This window comes from Hymenobacter nivis (assembly GCF_003149515.1).
In the GTDB taxonomy this organism is placed as follows: Bacteria; Bacteroidota; Bacteroidia; order Cytophagales; family Hymenobacteraceae; genus Hymenobacter; species Hymenobacter nivis.
Map to the genome: position 1 here is coordinate 24,170 of NZ_CP029145.1, position 15,942 is coordinate 40,111.

Genomic DNA, 15,942 nt, shown 5'->3' on the forward strand with positions numbered 1-15,942 from the left:
TGGTTGCCGTATTAATTAAACAATTCTCTTGCACCTAGTACGCCGGTTTCATTGAATACTGTACTGCTCACGAAGTGGAATGCGAAGACGAAGTCATTGATGTTACGCAGCACCTGCAGCTATCTGCTGGAAAGGGTATTTGTATGGACTGCAAAAGCCTGTTTCCAGTAGGCTGACGAAAGGACTGCGTAACATCAGGAAGTCATTGAACGGTTCAGTAGGCTTTCGTTCAACGACGGGCGGGGACATGCCCCGCGCCCTATTTCGTGACGAGTATAACACAATCCCTTTTATTCCTTCACCTAAATAAAACCTGCGTACACACCGCGCAGGTACTTTACTTATGAAACACGTCTGTTACAAAGCCGCCCTATTGGGCGTAGGGCTGTTTGCTGCCGCTCCCCGGCTTCAAGCGCAAACCGCCGACCGCAAGACTTCCATCGGCCTGCACGCCAACGCCACACAGTACCGCGGCGACCTGGGCAATGCCTTCTGGAAGTGGGACAATATGCCCTACAGCGGTGGCCTCGACATCACGCAGTATGTTGGCCGTTGGCTCGACGTGCGGCTGGACTTGGACTATACCCGACTGCGCTTCCCCCAAGATCCTGGCACGTTTAATAGCACGGGCCAGCGTTTCAAGGCTCAAATGTACCAGGCTGGCCTGGGCTTCAAGTTGAAGGCTCCTATTAAGGACAGCTTCTTCCTGCATCCCTACCTGTTGGTAGAGCCGCAATTTTCGTGGGTGCTGGCCGACCGCTACGCTACCCCAACGGGCCCCAACAATTTTAACCGCTTTGGCACCTTCGGGGGCCAGGTAGGCGGCGGCCTTGACTTCCACTTGGGTGAGTCGTCCGTTTTCTACGTGCAAGCCACCCAGGCCTACTTGCAGGCTAACGATGACCGCCTCGACGGTGTGGACAACAACGCTACGACGTTCTGGGACAAGCACGACCGGTACCTGCAATTCACGGCTGGTGTGCGTGCTAACCTAGGCAAAGCCAAAGATTCCGATGGCGATGGGGTATCGGACAAAAAAGATAAGTGCCCTAATACGCCCACTGGCGTGAAAGTGGACATGAACGGCTGCCCCCTCGACACGGACGGCGACGGCGTGCCCGACTACCAGGACAAGTGCCCCGACGTGAAAGGCTTGGCTGCCCTGCAAGGCTGCCCGGATGCGGACGGTGACGGCGTGGCCGACAACGACGACAAGTGCCCCAACACCCCCGCCGGCGTGAAAGTGGACGCCACCGGCTGCCCGCTTGATGCCGACGGCGACGGCGTGGCCGACTACCTCGACAAGTGCCCCAATACGCCCGCTGGTGTGAAAGTGGACGCCACCGGCTGCCCGCTGGACCGCGACGGTGACGGCGTGCCCGACTACCAGGACAAGTGCCCCGACCGTGCCGGCCCCGCCAGCAACAAAGGCTGCCCCGAGATGAAGGCCGAAACCAAGAAGGTGCTCAACGAAGCCACGAAGTACATCAACTTCGACTTCAACAAGTCGACCCTGAAGCCCTCGTCGTATCCCAAGCTGGAGCAGATGGTGCAAATCATGAACGAGTACCCCGACTACTCGCTCAGCATTGCTGGCCACACCGACAGCAAGGGCGACGACAACTACAACCTGCGCCTGAGCTACGAGCGCGCCGCCGCGGCCCGCAAGTATATGCTGAGCAAAGGCATCGCCGCCGAGCGCATCGAGGCCCGTGGCTATGGCGAAACCCACCCGATTGCCGACAACAAGACGGCCGCCGGCCAGGCTAAAAACCGCCGCGTGGACTTCGACCCCTACCTCACCGGCGAAACCAACGCCGCCGAAGTGAAATACGGCGCCGCCCCCACCATCAGCGAGCTGAAAGCCGAAGGCAAGAAGCTGCCGGGTAAGAAAACCATCGGCACCGGCTCGCCCCGCAGCCGCAAGAGGAAGTAGTCTCCTAATCGCCTGGGGCCCGTCCAATGAGTTCCAGGCGATTAGAACGGAGCCGGCTGCTATAGTAGGAAGCCAGACCTAACCAATAAAACCCGTCTCTGGGGCCCTTGCAGGCACTGGGGACGGGTTTTATGTTTTCAACGGGGCCCCAGCTAAGTAGGGGAGGCGTGTTCGTAGGCTTCAAGCAAACCGCGCCCCCGCACCCGGCCGATACCACCTTCGCGCCCTTCAACATCGGCCTCGACCACATCGCCACCGCCTGCGAAGACGCCACCAAGCTGCACCGCGTCGCCGCCGCCCTCCAAGCCGCCGGCGTAGAGAACACCGGCGTCAAAACTGACTCCGCCTTGCAAAAAGTCTACGTGGCCTCCAAAGACCCCGACCGCATCGCCTGGGAGTTTTATATGGTTTGAGGAGAGGTTGGTAGGGCCTGTTTGGTGCTGAGTCCCAATAGATCAATGCCTTCGAAAAATAGTCGTATTTTGAATGAGAACCATAGGTGCTCAAACGGCCCGAAAACGCAGGTTTTCCGGGCCATTCTTCTACACCGTTCTTTAGAGGATCTTTTGTAGGTTTAAGTTTGGTTTATTTCTGATTTTATGAAGCTCGCAATTCCTTGTACCTCATGTTTCTTTCTCTTGCCAGATGGTCAACGGGGTTTGAATTCTCCTCAGCCTACTAGCCTAAGAGAATTAGGTAATACAAGCCTATATGATATAACGTGCGACAGGGGACATCAGCAGAGAGGATGGCTCACAAACCACAAATTTGAAATACTCTTCGAATCAGGTATAAATGCTTTAAAAGACGAATACTATAGAGAAGCGGTGACGAGTTTCGCCGTCGCCTTGGAAAGATTTTATGAATTCTCCATTATTCTATTTTTAATGGATAATTTTTTTGATGAAAGGCAGGTCCAGCGTGGGCCAGATACCTTACCAAAGTTTGGGAAATTTTGGAATGGAACTCTGAAGCAATCAGAGAGACAAATAGGGGCATTTTGTTCTCTGTATATCAATGAATTTGGCCAAATACCTTTGCTATTTGATGAAAGTGAATTGAGGAATAAAGTTATACACGCCGGTTATATCCCTAGCTGTAAACAGGCTTTGGATTTTGGCGAGGGCGTTAATAAGTCAATAAAAGAATTTTGTAAAAAATATGATGAGAAAGATGTAGGCAGGCCTTACAAAAGAGCGTCGTATGTGCAAAGAGCTAGTATTGTGCTTGATATGTTAAAACTTAAACTCCCATTACCAACTAATTATGGACATATGACGAAAGTACCTTTGTTCATTGATGCCACAAGCGATTCTTATTTTAATGGTTCGATATCGGTTGCTGATTATGTAGCGAGCATGTCTATACTTTAATGCAAGTGGCTATTTGCGCCCGGATGTCAATGAAAACTAAAAGCTAGGATATTGAAAATCAGTTGCGCACCTTTGCCGAGCAACACCCACTATGAGTGTTGGAGATAATGCAAACTGTGCGGAATTTGAGACTTTTTTAGGTCCCTACTAGAAATTCAGTAATTGCCTCGAAACGAAAAGAGGCCCCTCGCATCATTGCAAGGGGCCTCTTTCTTTGGTGGTCGCGCTAGGAATAAGGATTGCGCGCCTAAACAAATGATAATAAGCAGCTTACTCCTTGATTTGGGTATCCGGTAACCGATTTGGTAACCGGCTGGGCCAAAAAAAAGGGGCAATCGGGTAGCTCAGCGGCCCAGTGCCACCCGCTGCCCGTCGTGCGGGAAGCGTAAGCGGAAAGGAGCGGCTGCGTCTGGGCTACCCCCGGACTTTCCCAGTTCGGCCCAAAGGCGTTCCACCTGTAGCGCCAAAGCCACGATCTGCGCGGCCTGCGACTCGGCCAGCGCTTCGGCCCGCGCCAGCTGAATCAGCGTTTCGCCGTGCGTGATGGTTTCGGCCCCGGTGGTGGGGCCGGGCGAAGGAACCGGGGTTGGAGCTGGGACGCTGGTGAGCCGTGCTGTCCGGGCGTTAATGTCAGCCATTTCGCCGGCGGCCGTCAGGGGGAGCATCGGGCCGATTGACTTGTCTACAGGTAGCCCCACGCCGGTTACCAGCCAGTTGAGGTTAATCATTGGGAAGCGTTTGTGAATCTTAGCCAAAGACTTGGCAGCCGGTTCGGTCTTGCCGCGTTCCATATTTGAAACGCTCTGCTGCGACAACCCTACCGCATCGGCAAATTCTTGCTGTTTGCCGGCAAAACCCAAAATTTCGCGCAAAGTGCGCAGGCGTCCGCCCGGGCTATTTTCCATGATTGCTGGTAAAAAAAGAAACATTTACAATTGTTGCTGTAAAATCAAAAGTTACTGTTTAGCTTTGCAGCACAGCAACTCGGTATTAACGACCTCACATCGCACAATGTTACAAAGGCTGTTGTAATAATCAAAGCAACTGTAACAATAAAAGTAATTTTCAAAGAAATACTATGGCTAGAGGAATCCAACCCCACCCAGACAAACAGCGCTTTGCCACTGAAATGGCCGCGCTGGGCACTTTACCCAAATACTATGGCAAAGTCGTAGAGGCGCAATTCCCCCACGTTGACATCAAAAAGCTGCACGCCGCCGTGGCGGGGCGGACTGTCTACTGGGATGGGTTCTACGCGCTGAAAGCTATTGCCAGGCCCGCCGCATCAGTTGCTTAATTCTTTCACTATTAACTTTTTCACGCATGAAAAAAGTACAGCTCTTTGATTTTAACAGCCACGAAGTCGGCACCTTAACCGACGAAAACGGCAACCCTTGGTTTGTTGCCAAGAATGTTGCCGCTGCCATTGGCTTGAAATGGAACGGCAACGACACGCTAAAAGCCATCAAACCGGAATGGAAGCTGAGTATGGAAATTCCATACTCAGGTCAAGTACGCCGAGTCTTGTTTATTTCCGAAGCCGCCATGTACAAGTTGGCTTTCCGTTCAGACAAGCTGGAAGCCGAAGCGTTTACCGACTGGGTGGCTGAGGTAGTGTTGCCCACGCTGCGCAAAACCGGCACCTACTCGCTGCAAAGCCAGTTACTGCCGTCGCCGCGTTCGTGGGAAAAAACCTTCCCAACCGAATTTATGCGCAACGTGCTCAAGCTGTACGGCCAGCCTTACAATCCCAAGGGTACCCCGCAGTTTGTGGGGCTTTTTATCAATAAGTACGTCTATAACTGCATGGACTGCTTTATGGCCAAAGAACTAAAAGCGGCCCGGGCCAGCTACGGCGGAGATGATGAAGTCGCTTTTCTGCACCAATACTTGGCAGAACCAGCCAGGGAAGCCTTGCAAAGCCACATCGCCGCGCTAAACACACTGATGAGCGCATCCTCTAACAAAGAGCATTTTGACTTAATGTTTGGGCGGGTATACGTTCATAAAAATCAGCTTGAAATGCATTTGCGGTGAGGCTTATTTTTTTGTCTAATAAAACAGCAACTTTTGATTAATATACATTGTATAAAACAAAAGTTGCTGTACATTTGCCACACCCTACCACTATTGCCCCGCCCTTGACCCCCACGCCGCCCCTGCGCCCCGCCGTCGCCCGCCTCGCTGGGGCCCTGCTACTGGCCGTGCTCGCCCTGCTGCTCTACTGCTGCGCTTGATTTTATCCCCACCTCTTTTTCGCTCTTACGCCATGATTCACACCACCGACTGGCTGGCCGCTGAGGCCGCCAAAATTTTCGCCGCCTCCAGTCAACCCGACCTGGAAGTGCGCATTCAGGACAGCCGCGCGGCTAACGGCCGCCATACCTACGTGCTCACGGCCTTCGATCCCGACGGCCACCGCAACCCGCTCGACGTGCACACGGCGATGGGCATCGGCCACACGACCGACGAGGTGCTGAGCGATTTGGCCCAGCGGCTGGGCGTGGCCTGGCCGCTGGCAGCCCTGGCACCTGCGCTGGCTTACCAAAAGAAGGAAATCATCCGGCTGCTGAACAACCCCGTCATCACCCGCCGCGAGAAAACCTACACGCTGCTGCGCATCAGCCGCATGACGGAGGAAACGGCGCAGCTGGCCATCGAAGAGCTGCGCAGCAAGACCAGCCAGCGCGAAAACGGGACGGTTGCCGTCGCTGCCTAATCATGCAGCAGGCCCCCAAATCAGTGCCTGCCTACGTGGCCGGCTACTACGACCGCGTGCCGGTGCCCTCGCCTTGGCGCGGCAAACTGGCTGACTTCGTGGCGATCCAGAAACGCTTGCAAAGACTCCGCTAAATGACTGATTTCCTTCAGTTCCGCAACCTGGCCAAAGCGGCCTTTCCGCACTTCAACATCAGTGCGATGATCTGGGAGAAAGAGGAAGCCAAGAGCCTGAACGCGCTGCGCTTCCGGCTCAAGGCTACCAGCCAGAAGATTGAAACCAGCGTGACCGTGGAAGCCTATTCCGCTGCTGCGGCCGTCGAAGAACTGCGCGTGGCGCTGGCCAAGGCCCGCCGCACCTTCGAGGTAGACGGGGCCCTGCGCGACATCAGCCGCCGCGCCGGCGGGCTCACCGAGTGGCAGGCAATCGACATCCGGGCCCAGCTCACGAAATGCCCGCTGCACGCCTTCGACAAGCTGGTGGCCACCCTGCGCCACGCGGCCCTGGAAGCTGGCCAGCAGCAAGCGGCTTAAAAACGAAAGGCCCGCGCTCTCCAACGCGGGCCTTTCAACCTTTTTAAATATAACGCGATGCGAATATAATGCAAAATAAACGAAACCCATTTTTTTTCCCGCACCCCGCTGGGGCTGCTGCTGCCCGCCGCGCCGACCGCGCCCTGGGGGCCCTGCTTTTTTCTCTCACCCTGCTGCTGCTCGCCGCCTGGTGGGTGCGTGGCCTTTAGCCTCTCCCACCCATGGAAACCGCCCTCGCCAAAAAAGGCAAAGCCGAGCTGGCCGAGCAGATTAGCTTCTCGCCCGAGCAGTTGCAGCTGATGAAGAACACCGTAGCCAAAGGCGCGACGGACGATGAATTTATGCTCTTCATGCACCTGGCCAAAACCTACGGCCTGGACCCCTTCGCTAAAGAAATCTGGCTGATTAAATATTTGCGGGCAGGACAGCGGCCGGAAGAGGTAGCCGCCACCATTTTCACCAGCCGCGACGGCTACCTCAAGATTGCCAGCCGCGACGTGCAAATGGACGGCATTCAGTCGGATGTGGTGTGCGCCAATGACCTACTTGAAAAACTACCCGACGGCACCGTGAAGCACGCCTACGGGCAGCCCCGGGGCCTGATCATCGGGGCCTATGCCCTGGTGTTCCGCAAGGACCGCAGCCGCGCCGCGTACTTCTACGCTCCGTTTGCGGAGTACGGCACGGGCAACAACCCGACGTGGAAAAAGTACCCGTCGGCAATGATTGTGAAGGTGGCAGAAGCGATGGCCCTGAAGCGGGCCTTCAGCATTTCAGGCCTGGTAACGCAAGAAGAAATTGGCCTCGACATGGCCCCGGAAAGCACTCCCGAAGCAGAAACCAGCGCCGTGGTGGTGGCCTCTCCGGACGCGCCAAAAAAAGCCGCCGCCGGGGCCCCTACTTCGGCCGCCCCGGCTCCCTTAATTGGTGCGGCCCCAGGTGGTGAGGACGAATTAGAGCAGGTGCGCAAGCGCATCATTCAGCAGCTCACCAGCCGCCACATCACGCCCGGCGAGCGCAGCCGCATGATGCAGCACCTCAACCGGCTGGACTTGCCCAAGGCACTGGCCCAGTCGGCTAAGATTGCGGAGTGCGTCGAGTACCGCCCCTCGCCCCAGGCGCTGAAAGAGGCCCGTGCTAAGCTGGAAGCCTTCGCCCACGAGCACGCGGCCGCGCTCGGAGAAGCCAGGCACGGCGCCCTGGTCTCGCGCTCAAAAGCCCTGACGGTAACGGCGGTGGATTTGCTCACCGAAATCGAGCAGGCGCAGGCCTTGCTAGAGGAAGGAAAGGAAGTGCCCCGTGCCTAACTACTACCTGCGCACCACCGGCATGAGCCGCAGCATTACCGATGGCACGAGCAAAAAAAATGCGTGCACCTGGCACCGCGAGTATTTCCGCCTCACCGACGAGGGCTTGCTCTCGTCGGTGCACGAGTACGAAGACGGCTTCTACTACCTGAGTGCCCCGGCCCTGCTGCCCGTGCCGCAGGCCTTTCCGTTGCCGGTGCCCTGCCCGGCCGCTCTCTTCCACGACGCCCACGCCCGGTGCGTGGCGTACCTGCGCGAGCAGGAAGCGAAGCGGTACCAGGCGGCAGCGTTTGCCAGGTCGCTGAAATACGGCATGGCCGTGCGGGCCCACGCTGCCAAAGAGGCCGGGGCGGCGGAGCCCCTGATGCTTGCCGAAGCATCTCACTGGCTGGATGACTTCACGGTGTTCGACGTGGAAACGACCGGCACCGACGCCACCCGCAACCACTTGCTGGAGCTGGCCGCCGTGCGCTACGTGGCCTGGACCCCGGTGGCCGAACTGCAACTCTTCGTGCGCTGCCCGATTCCCGTGCCGCCCTTCATCACTAACCTGACCGGCATCACCACGGCCCAGGTAGCGCGGGCCCCCGAGCCCAAGCACGTGCTTCAGCAGTTCAAGAAGCTAGCCGGCGACTCGGTACTGGTAGGCCACAACGTGGGCTTCGACCTGCGCTTCGTGAACGCTGCCCGCGCGGCGCTGGGGGCCCCCGAGCCGCTGGCTAATCCCTTCCTCGATACGCTGGTACTGGCCGCCCACTGGTTGCCGGCACCCCACAAGCTGGGCGATTTATGCCAGCGCTTCGGTATCCGCACGGCCGGCGCGCACCGGGCCCTGGCCGACGTGCGCATGACGTTCGCCCTGCTGCGCCACCTGCACCAGCTCGAAGCCGTGCCTGCCTCTTTCCGCAACGCCACCGGCAAGCCCAGCAAGCGGGCCGCCAAGCCGGTGGCTTCCCTTTTTGAAGCCGCTTAGCCATGCAACCCGCCCTTTCTCCTTCCCCGCTGACGGCCACTCTCGGTGGTGCCGCCGCTCCCAAGCACCGCATGTCCGTCACCTCTACCAACCGCGCCCTTGTCATCCCAGCCGATGTGCTGGCCGCCCCTGGCCTGTCGTGGCCGGCACGGCTGGTGCTGTCCGAAATCCTTGACCTGCATAAGGTTTCGGGCAGCGTCTGGGCCAACGATCAGCACTTTGTCAACCGCCTGCCCGGCATCCAAAAGCGCAGCGTTGGCGGGGCCCTGAAAGAGCTGGAAGAGGCCGGTTGGCTGCACCGCGAAACTAACCAAAGTGCCTTCCACAAGCGCGTGCTAACGCCCTTGGTGCCTAACGAAAACAGCCCCGAACCTATTGCAAAATCTGCAATAAGTAGCCCCGACCTATTGCAAAATTTGCAAGAGCCTATTGCAAAATCTGCCATAGACCTATTGCAAAATTTGCAAGAGCCTATTGCAAATTTTGCAGACATAAACTACCATTTAAACTCCAGTAGAAATTCCAATGAAATACACCCCCCCGAAAAAAAAATGGGGGCGGGCATTTCCGAAATTTCTTCTCCCGACCTGAAAGCAAAAATTACTGCCCCCACCCCCGTTGCGGTGCGCCCCGCCCCGCGGGCTGAACAGGGCCCCCAGCACACGGCCGAAACCAAGGCGCTGGCCGCCCAGATTGCAGCGCTGTGGTACGTCACCGAGCAGAAGAATTTCCCCCGCTGGGCCCGCATCGCTCGCTTCGTCCACGAAGTCCAGCAAGCCGGCCAACTCACCTACCTCGCGGCCCAGTTCAGCGGCTACCGCCAAATCCGCCAGCTGCGCAGCCTCAGCCCCCACAAGCTCGACGACTACCTGGCCGGCATCTGGGACGAATGCGACTGGGTGGCCAAGGCCAAAGACACCCGCCCCGCCGGCGCCCCGGGCCCGCCCCCACCGCCTCAGCAAAGCAAATCCTCTCCCACCGCCAAGCAATCCTGGTCATGAAAAACGCCTTCTCCACTGTCCTCGCTGCCGCTACCCGCCCCATTCCTGCCCTGGCCGTGGGCCACGTGCCACCCCACAACGCCGCCCTCGAAGCCGCCGTGCTCGGGGCCCTGCTGCTCGAAGCCGATGCCCTGCGCACGGTGCTCGGCATCCTGCCCAGCGAAAAAGCGTTCTACGTGCCCGCCCACCGCTTCATCTTCCGCGCCGTGCGCACGCTCTTCGCCGCCGGCCAGGCCATCGACCAACTCACCCTCACCGTGCAGCTGCGCGCCGACGGCGTGCTGGAGCGCGTCGGGGGCCCCCACTTCGTGGCTGGGCTCACGATGAAAATAAATTCGGCGGCCCACATCGAAAGCCATTGCCGCCTGGTGCAGGAATACCAGGCCCGCCGGCAGCTCATCACCACCAGCACCCGGCTCATGCAGCACGCCTACGACGAGGGCGAAGACGCGCTGGGCCTGCTCACCGCCGCCCAGCTCGAGCTAAATGGCCTGCACAAAGGCCTGGAAAGCAAGGCCGTGCAAACAGCGGCCAGCACCTACGACGGCGTATTTGCCGACCTCGTGAAGGCGGTGGAGTCGCCGGACCTCACCGGTGTGAGCACTGGCCTGCGGGCCCTGAACGACGTGTCGGCCGGCTGGCAGGATTCGGACCTGATTGTGCTAGCCGCGCGGCCCGGAATGGGCAAAACCGCCGCGCTGCTGCACTTCGCCCGCACCTGCGCCCTGGACCTGGGCCGGGCCGCCGCCATCTTCTCGATGGAAATGCCCACCAAGCAACTCATGCAGCGCATGGTAGCCAGCGAGGTGCCCGGCTACAGCAATGCCGACCTGCGCCGGGGCAACATCGCCGGCGGGGTACCGCAGGTGCACCAGCTCTACGAGGCGGCCAAGCGCCTGCGCACCGATAAGCTGCTCATCGACGACACGCCCGGCCTTTCCATCTTCCAGCTGCGCGCCAAAGCCGCCCGGCTCAAAGCCGAGCACGGCGTGGCCCTGATCCTGGTGGACTACATCCAGCTGATGAAGGGCGAGACCAAGGGCAACCGCGAGCAGGAAATTGGTAGCATCACCCGCGGCCTGAAGGAGCTGGCCAAGGAGCTTGACGTACCGGTCATTGCCCTCTCGCAGCTCAGCCGCTCGGTGGAGACGCGCGGCGGTGACAAACGCCCCCAGCTCTCAGACCTGCGCGAATCAGGCAGCCTGGAGCAGGATGCCGACATGGTGGTGATGCTCTGGCGCGGCGAGTACTACGGCATCGAGGAATACAGCGACGGCACCCCCACCCAGGACACCATCCTCTTTGACATCTGCAAGCACCGCAACGGGGCGCTGGGCGAAGTCATTGCCGGCTGCTCGATGAAGCGGGGCACCTTCTTCGACCTGGGCGAAGGCAATACCGAGGCATATGAAATCGAAGTCGGGCCCCGCATGGTGCGCCTGGGGGCCCTGCCCACCTCGCAGTTTGAAGACCCCGCCAATCTGCCGTTCTGATGGAAGCCTATTCGCCCGCCGTGGAACGCGCTTTACGCACCGCCCTGGCCGGGCACTCGCCGGCCTACCTGGCCCAGCTGCTGATTTACTACCGGGTACGCCAAGGCCCCGGCCTGGCCCTGGTACGGGCCGAATACCTACGTCGGGGGCTACCCGACCCTTATCAAAAACCTACCGCATGAGAACTGCCGCCAGAGTAGACGCTAACCAGCCCGAGATAGTCAAGGCGCTCCGAGGAATTGGAGCGTCAATTCTCCACATTAATAATCAGCATTTTACTTGTAATATCGAAGCGTTTCTTGTATATTTGGTACATAACCAAACAGCAGAAATATGGAACGCTTCACAAGCAAGATTGACAAGACACCTGGCTATGGTCCACAAGGTGAGTGCTGGCTTTGGACAGCCGCTAAAGGTCCGAAAGGCTATGGCCACTTCGGGGTTGGCGGCCAGCGTAAAAACGGCGGGCGCATGGTATACGCGCATCGCTTCGCTTACGAGCTGGCCAACGGCCAAATACCCGAGGGCTTACTTGTTCGGCATAGCTGCCACAATCCCTCCTGTGTTAACCCGGCCCACTTGTCGGTTGGCACTCACACCGACAACATGCAGGATATGACTGCGGCTGGTCGCCATATGCACCAGCAGGTAACTCACTGCCCTCAAGGCCATGCTTATGATGAGATAAACACCATTATTACCGAAAAGGGGCGCTACTGCCGCGCGTGTCGCAACAAGAACACCCTAGACCATTATTACCGTGTTCGTCGCGCCAAAGAACTCAAACCGCCAAAGCCGCCGCTAACACATTGTAAGCGTGGGCATGAGTACACGCCCGAAAACACATACACCCAGCCCTCAACTGGGCACAAGCATTGCAACATCTGCCGCCGAGAACGTGCCAATCAGCGAACCCAAAACAAATGCGAACTGCCGCAAGAGTAGATAAAAACCAGGCTGAAATAGTCAGCGCACTTCGTCGGATTGGCGCAAGTGTGCTGATGACGTTCCAGCTCAAAAACGCCTTCGATATCCTGGTCGGCTACCGAGGCCGCACCTTTCTAATGGAAATCAAGACCAGCGAGAAGGAGAAGCTCACCCTCGGCGAGTTCGATTTTCGGGCCCACTGGCGCGGCTCCCCATACCACGTGGTAACATCTGTCGACGAGGCCCTGGCCATCGTGTGCGCCCCACCGCCCTTGCCCTAAGCGCCTCTCCACATTCCTATCAATTTCTCCCGCTGCAACCCATACAACACCCTGAAAATACATAGCTTATGAACCTCTTATTCCACGACCTTGCCACCACTCGCGCCGCCCAGGGCAGCGCCGTTCTTACCATCGAGCCGGGCGGAAATTTCGTCTTTTCTGCCGGTGCGGCGCGGGCCTTGCATCTCGCAGCCGGCACTACGCTGGCCCTGGCCGAGGATATTGACGCCACCGGACGCCCCTGGTACCTGGTGCTGGGCAACCCGGCTGGCCATCTGAACCCCTTTTCCCTGCGCACCTCCGGAGGCGAAACCAGCAAGCGCCTGCATTTCAGCAGCGCCGCCACGGCCCGCAAGTTCTTCGCGGCGCACCCGGGCATGGACCCGGCCAAGAGCACGCGCCTGGCCATCGGTACGCAGCCCCTGGAGCACCCGCAGGCCGGCCAGCTGTGGCCGCTGGCGGTAGAGGGCACGGGGCCCGTGGTGGCCAGCAACCCAGTACACGTGCCTATGCGGGAGTCCTTCGACCTTGCGGGAGCGGGGCCCTGCACCGACCTCATAAAATCATTGGGAATAGTAGTGGAGGCCCCCGCGCCCGAACCCGCCGCTGGCCAGCGCCGGCCGTGGAGTGCTGAGGAGGTGGCCACGCTGCGCCGCCTCCACCCCACGACGACGACCAAAGACATTGCCGTGCAGCTGGGCCGTACCCACATCGCGGTACAGATAAAGGCCAGCGAGCTGCTGCTAAAAAAGGATTTGGACCGGCCAGCCAAGGCCGTGAAGCCCCCCGTAGTGCCCATGGCTCCCCAGGCCAACAACGGCCGGCCTAAGGACTCGGCCACCGACGATATCAACCCGGGCCTGTCGGAAAAGCTAACCAAAGTAGTGCGGCGCCTGGCGCCAATCAAGCTCTTCAAAATGGAGGAGCACGAGGCCAAACAGGCGCTCAAGCTGCTCACCACCCACCGCGACAAACTGGACTGGGTGCCCGGCGCGGCCAAGCTCTACGAGCGCCTGGCTGGCTGCTACGCCCTGCCGGCCTGAGCGGCCCATGCCGCCCCGTCTGCCCCACGCAAGCCTACAACGAATTGAAATGATGGTTAGCTTATTTCCGAAAATTACGGCCACCACCGGCGGGGCTCAGGTGGAGCTTGCCGAGGTGCTGGCCGCCATCCAGGGCGGCCGCTGGGCCCGCGAAGTCAACGCCGTGCGCGCCGCCACCAGCGCCCCCGACCGCCGCCATCTCAAAGCCGCCTTGCCTTACTTCACGGCCAGCGGCACCTTCGCCGAGCGCAAGGACGCGGGCCTGGTGGTGCACAGCGGCATCGTGGCCCTCGACCTCGACGCCAAGCAAAACCCCGACTGGCAACTGGCCCACGCCAAAGCGCGGCTACTAGCCGACCCCTATACGTTCGCCGTGTTCGTCAGCGCCGGGGGCGAAGGCCTGTGCGCGCTGGTGCGCATCACCACCGACGACCACGCCGGCAGCTTTCGCAGCCTGGCGGTCTATTACGCGGCGCACCACCAGCTGGTGGTCGACAGCCTGGGCGACGTGAGCCGCGCCCGCTACGTGAGCTTCGACCCCGAACTCTACCACAACCCCAACGCGGAGCGTTGGGAAGACGTGGAAGCCCCCGCCATCTCGAAGCCCGCTCCGGGGCCCGTGGTGCGCAGCCTACCCGGCTTCATCGAGCTGCTCACGGCGTACCTGGCCTAAACGCTGATCCTCCCACAACCTACCTCCTTTTCTGCTATCCCTTATGCCTGCTAACCGCCTGACCCGCAAGCCTTACATGCGCTCCGACTACCTGCACCTGAGCCTGCACTACGCCGACCGCACCGCCCGGCAGCTCGCCGCAGAGCTGGGCCGCACGCCGGGCAGCCTGTACGCTTTCATCGCCGGCCACCCCGAGCTGCGCAAGCAGGGTAAAATCTAACTATAAGTAATTAGCAGCCACGGCCCGGGGCCCGCAACTTCGGGCTATGAAAACATTTTATCTCTCGTTTCTGGTCGTTGTCGCCGCTTGTTGTTACTTCTGGGCCACCGACGCGCCGGACTCCGGCATGGGCTTCGTGACCGCCTTCTTCGCCGTCATTCCCGTGGGCGTGGCCATCTACAACACGGTGAAGAACGGGGGCCCAATGAACGATTCGACGAACCGGTAATGGGGGCCCTCGTACTCACCCACCTGGCGGCCCTGGCACTGTGCTGGTACGCGCCGCGCTTCTGGGTGGCGCAGGACGTGAAGGCCTTTAACGCCAACCCGGCCGACGACACCTCCCACGGCAAGTTCCACCGCCAGCGACTCACGTGGCGCGTGGCTTTAGGGGTGCTGGTGGCCCTCACAGCTTCCGAACCGGCGCTGCCCCATTGGGGCGCGTTTGCGTGCAGCAGCGGGGCGCTATTGAGTTTTGGGGCCGCCTACTTCTTCTACGACTTCAACCCGCGGCTCAACAAGGCCCGAGGCCTAGCCTACGTGGGCCAGTACTACGTCAGCTTCGACCCCAATGCGGCGTGGTTTCCCGACCGGTGGCTGGCCCGCCGGGCCCGTGCCGCACTGCCGACGTACGGCCAACCCTCCGCTGTGCTCGACGCCAACCGCCGGGCCTACGCCGCCCGGCAGCTCCAGCAGCTCGGCCGCTGGGTACTCGAAACCGGGGCCCTGTGCTACGCGCTGCTGACCCTGCTCGCCTTCGTGCTGCTATGAGCGCAGCGCTCACCCGCTGCGAGCGCACCGAGCGCCGCAACCAGCGCCTGCGCGACGCTTTCTATGCCCACTACACCAACCTGCCGCGGCCCCGTAAGTACAGCCGCGAGTACGTGATTGCCCAGCTCAGTGAGGAATATCACCTGAGCCTGCGCACGGTGGAGCGGATACTTTACCGGAAATAAGCCCCGCCGCGCCACTGCCCGCGATGGCCACCGCTGAAGCCGACCCCACCCCCACCGTTTTACCCACCCCGTCCGAATGATACACCGTCATTATTACCTGCTGTTGTGCCTGCTGCTGGCCCTGGCGGTGCTGGCCGTGGTGTACCGGAAACGGCTTGTTCCCGGCTTTCCCTTTTAACCTAAATGAGTAGAACCACTAAGCAGCCCAAAACGGGCGGCAAGCGCATCAGCAGCCAGTGCCAAAACAATGGGCAATGCAACTGGTGCGTGAACAACCGCACGATTGCCAGCCAGCGGCAAGAAAGCAAGGCCGTGCTAGCGTTGCGCGAATACCTGCGAACGGCTGACCCCGCCGAGCTGAAAGCCTCATTCGACAGGGTTGAGGCCATGAATATTCAAGGCCCGACCCTGCAAGAGCTTATCTGCCAGCAACGCCAATCCCGAAAAACCTAATGCCGCCCACCGCCGACACCCCGCGTATCCGCCGCCCTCGCCGCCTCGACTGCC

General features: G+C 59.7%; 22 protein-coding genes. 21 read left to right on the forward strand and 1 reads right to left on the reverse strand.

What is annotated here, in order from left to right:
- Window positions 1-343 precede the first annotated feature (343 nt).
- From DDQ68_RS00120 to DDQ68_RS22270, 3 genes are all read left to right on the forward strand, one after another.
- Window positions 344-1,936, forward strand: a complete 1,593-nt coding sequence (locus tag DDQ68_RS00120) for an OmpA family protein (RefSeq protein ID WP_109651660.1) — start codon at window positions 344-346, stop codon at window positions 1,934-1,936.
- Window positions 1,937-2,103: 167 nt separating this feature from the next.
- Window positions 2,104-2,349 (forward strand): VOC family protein, encoded by a 246-nt coding sequence (locus tag DDQ68_RS00125; RefSeq protein WP_211320203.1) that lies wholly within the window; start codon window positions 2,104-2,106, stop codon window positions 2,347-2,349.
- Between the two features lie 186 nt (window positions 2,350-2,535).
- A complete protein-coding gene (locus DDQ68_RS22270; RefSeq protein WP_162549660.1) occupies window positions 2,536-3,309 on the forward strand; it encodes a hypothetical protein in 774 nt (257 codons plus the stop codon).
- A gap of 344 nt (window positions 3,310-3,653) precedes the next feature.
- On the opposite strand, the gene DDQ68_RS00130 is transcribed toward DDQ68_RS22270, so the two are convergent.
- Window positions 3,654-4,238, reverse strand: a complete 585-nt coding sequence (locus DDQ68_RS00130; RefSeq protein ID WP_109651663.1) for a helix-turn-helix domain-containing protein — start codon at window positions 4,236-4,238, stop codon at window positions 3,654-3,656.
- A gap of 394 nt (window positions 4,239-4,632) precedes the next feature.
- Between DDQ68_RS00130 and DDQ68_RS00140 the strand changes: the two genes are divergently transcribed.
- From DDQ68_RS00140 to DDQ68_RS00215, 18 genes are all read left to right on the forward strand, one after another.
- On the forward strand, window positions 4,633-5,346 hold the full coding sequence (locus DDQ68_RS00140; protein WP_109651669.1) for a BRO family protein: 714 nt from the start codon (window positions 4,633-4,635) through the stop codon (window positions 5,344-5,346).
- A 232-nt stretch (window positions 5,347-5,578) separates the two neighbouring features.
- Entirely contained in the window at window positions 5,579-6,028 is a 450-nt protein-coding gene (locus DDQ68_RS00145; protein WP_109651672.1) for a hypothetical protein, read from the forward strand.
- A gap of 134 nt (window positions 6,029-6,162) precedes the next feature.
- The gene (locus DDQ68_RS00150; RefSeq protein ID WP_109651675.1) at window positions 6,163-6,561 is read left to right on the forward strand and encodes a hypothetical protein; all 399 of its coding nucleotides are present in this window, start codon (window positions 6,163-6,165) and stop codon (window positions 6,559-6,561) included.
- 68 nt (window positions 6,562-6,629) lie between these two features.
- On the forward strand, window positions 6,630-6,770 hold the full coding sequence (locus DDQ68_RS22275; RefSeq protein ID WP_162549661.1) for a hypothetical protein: 141 nt from the start codon (window positions 6,630-6,632) through the stop codon (window positions 6,768-6,770).
- A 12-nt stretch (window positions 6,771-6,782) separates the two neighbouring features.
- Entirely contained in the window at window positions 6,783-7,868 is a 1,086-nt protein-coding gene (locus tag DDQ68_RS00155; protein ID WP_109651678.1) for a RecT family recombinase, read from the forward strand.
- The gene (locus tag DDQ68_RS00160) at window positions 7,861-8,841 is read left to right on the forward strand and encodes a 3'-5' exonuclease (RefSeq protein WP_109651681.1); all 981 of its coding nucleotides are present in this window, start codon (window positions 7,861-7,863) and stop codon (window positions 8,839-8,841) included. Before DDQ68_RS00155 ends, DDQ68_RS00160 begins: the two co-directional genes overlap by 8 nt.
- 2 nt (window positions 8,842-8,843) lie before the next feature.
- A complete protein-coding gene (locus tag DDQ68_RS00165) occupies window positions 8,844-9,842 on the forward strand; it encodes a hypothetical protein (protein ID WP_109651684.1) in 999 nt (332 codons plus the stop codon).
- Window positions 9,839-11,335, forward strand: coding sequence for a replicative DNA helicase (dnaB, locus tag DDQ68_RS00170; RefSeq protein ID WP_162549662.1), 1,497 nt, complete (start codon window positions 9,839-9,841; stop codon window positions 11,333-11,335). The genes DDQ68_RS00165 and dnaB overlap by 4 nt, the downstream gene beginning before the upstream one ends.
- Before the next feature lie 20 nt (window positions 11,336-11,355).
- A complete protein-coding gene (locus DDQ68_RS00175; protein ID WP_162549663.1) occupies window positions 11,356-11,517 on the forward strand; it encodes a hypothetical protein in 162 nt (53 codons plus the stop codon).
- A gap of 151 nt (window positions 11,518-11,668) precedes the next feature.
- Window positions 11,669-12,280: an HNH endonuclease signature motif containing protein gene (locus DDQ68_RS23315; RefSeq protein ID WP_109651694.1), complete on the forward strand. Its 612-nt coding sequence runs from the start codon at window positions 11,669-11,671 to the stop codon at window positions 12,278-12,280.
- 56 nt (window positions 12,281-12,336) lie between these two features.
- Entirely contained in the window at window positions 12,337-12,543 is a 207-nt protein-coding gene (locus tag DDQ68_RS00185) for a hypothetical protein (RefSeq protein WP_211320204.1), read from the forward strand.
- Between the two features lie 68 nt (window positions 12,544-12,611).
- A complete protein-coding gene (locus DDQ68_RS00190) occupies window positions 12,612-13,586 on the forward strand; it encodes an alpha-crystallin domain-containing protein (RefSeq protein WP_109651701.1) in 975 nt (324 codons plus the stop codon).
- A gap of 49 nt (window positions 13,587-13,635) precedes the next feature.
- Window positions 13,636-14,259, forward strand: coding sequence for a BT4734/BF3469 family protein (locus DDQ68_RS00195; RefSeq protein WP_162549664.1), 624 nt, complete (start codon window positions 13,636-13,638; stop codon window positions 14,257-14,259).
- 43 nt (window positions 14,260-14,302) lie between these two features.
- A complete protein-coding gene (locus tag DDQ68_RS22280) occupies window positions 14,303-14,479 on the forward strand; it encodes a hypothetical protein (RefSeq protein WP_162549665.1) in 177 nt (58 codons plus the stop codon).
- A gap of 46 nt (window positions 14,480-14,525) precedes the next feature.
- The gene (locus DDQ68_RS22285) at window positions 14,526-14,708 is read left to right on the forward strand and encodes a hypothetical protein (protein WP_162549666.1); all 183 of its coding nucleotides are present in this window, start codon (window positions 14,526-14,528) and stop codon (window positions 14,706-14,708) included.
- Window positions 14,708-15,250, forward strand: a complete 543-nt coding sequence (locus DDQ68_RS00200; RefSeq protein WP_109651708.1) for a hypothetical protein — start codon at window positions 14,708-14,710, stop codon at window positions 15,248-15,250. Before DDQ68_RS22285 ends, DDQ68_RS00200 begins: the two co-directional genes overlap by 1 nt.
- Window positions 15,247-15,435 (forward strand): hypothetical protein, encoded by a 189-nt coding sequence (locus DDQ68_RS00205; protein ID WP_109651711.1) that lies wholly within the window; start codon window positions 15,247-15,249, stop codon window positions 15,433-15,435. The genes DDQ68_RS00200 and DDQ68_RS00205 overlap by 4 nt, the downstream gene beginning before the upstream one ends.
- 183 nt (window positions 15,436-15,618) lie before the next feature.
- Window positions 15,619-15,888 (forward strand): hypothetical protein, encoded by a 270-nt coding sequence (locus tag DDQ68_RS00215; protein WP_109651714.1) that lies wholly within the window; start codon window positions 15,619-15,621, stop codon window positions 15,886-15,888.
- The last annotated feature ends 54 nt before the right edge of the window (window positions 15,889-15,942 follow it).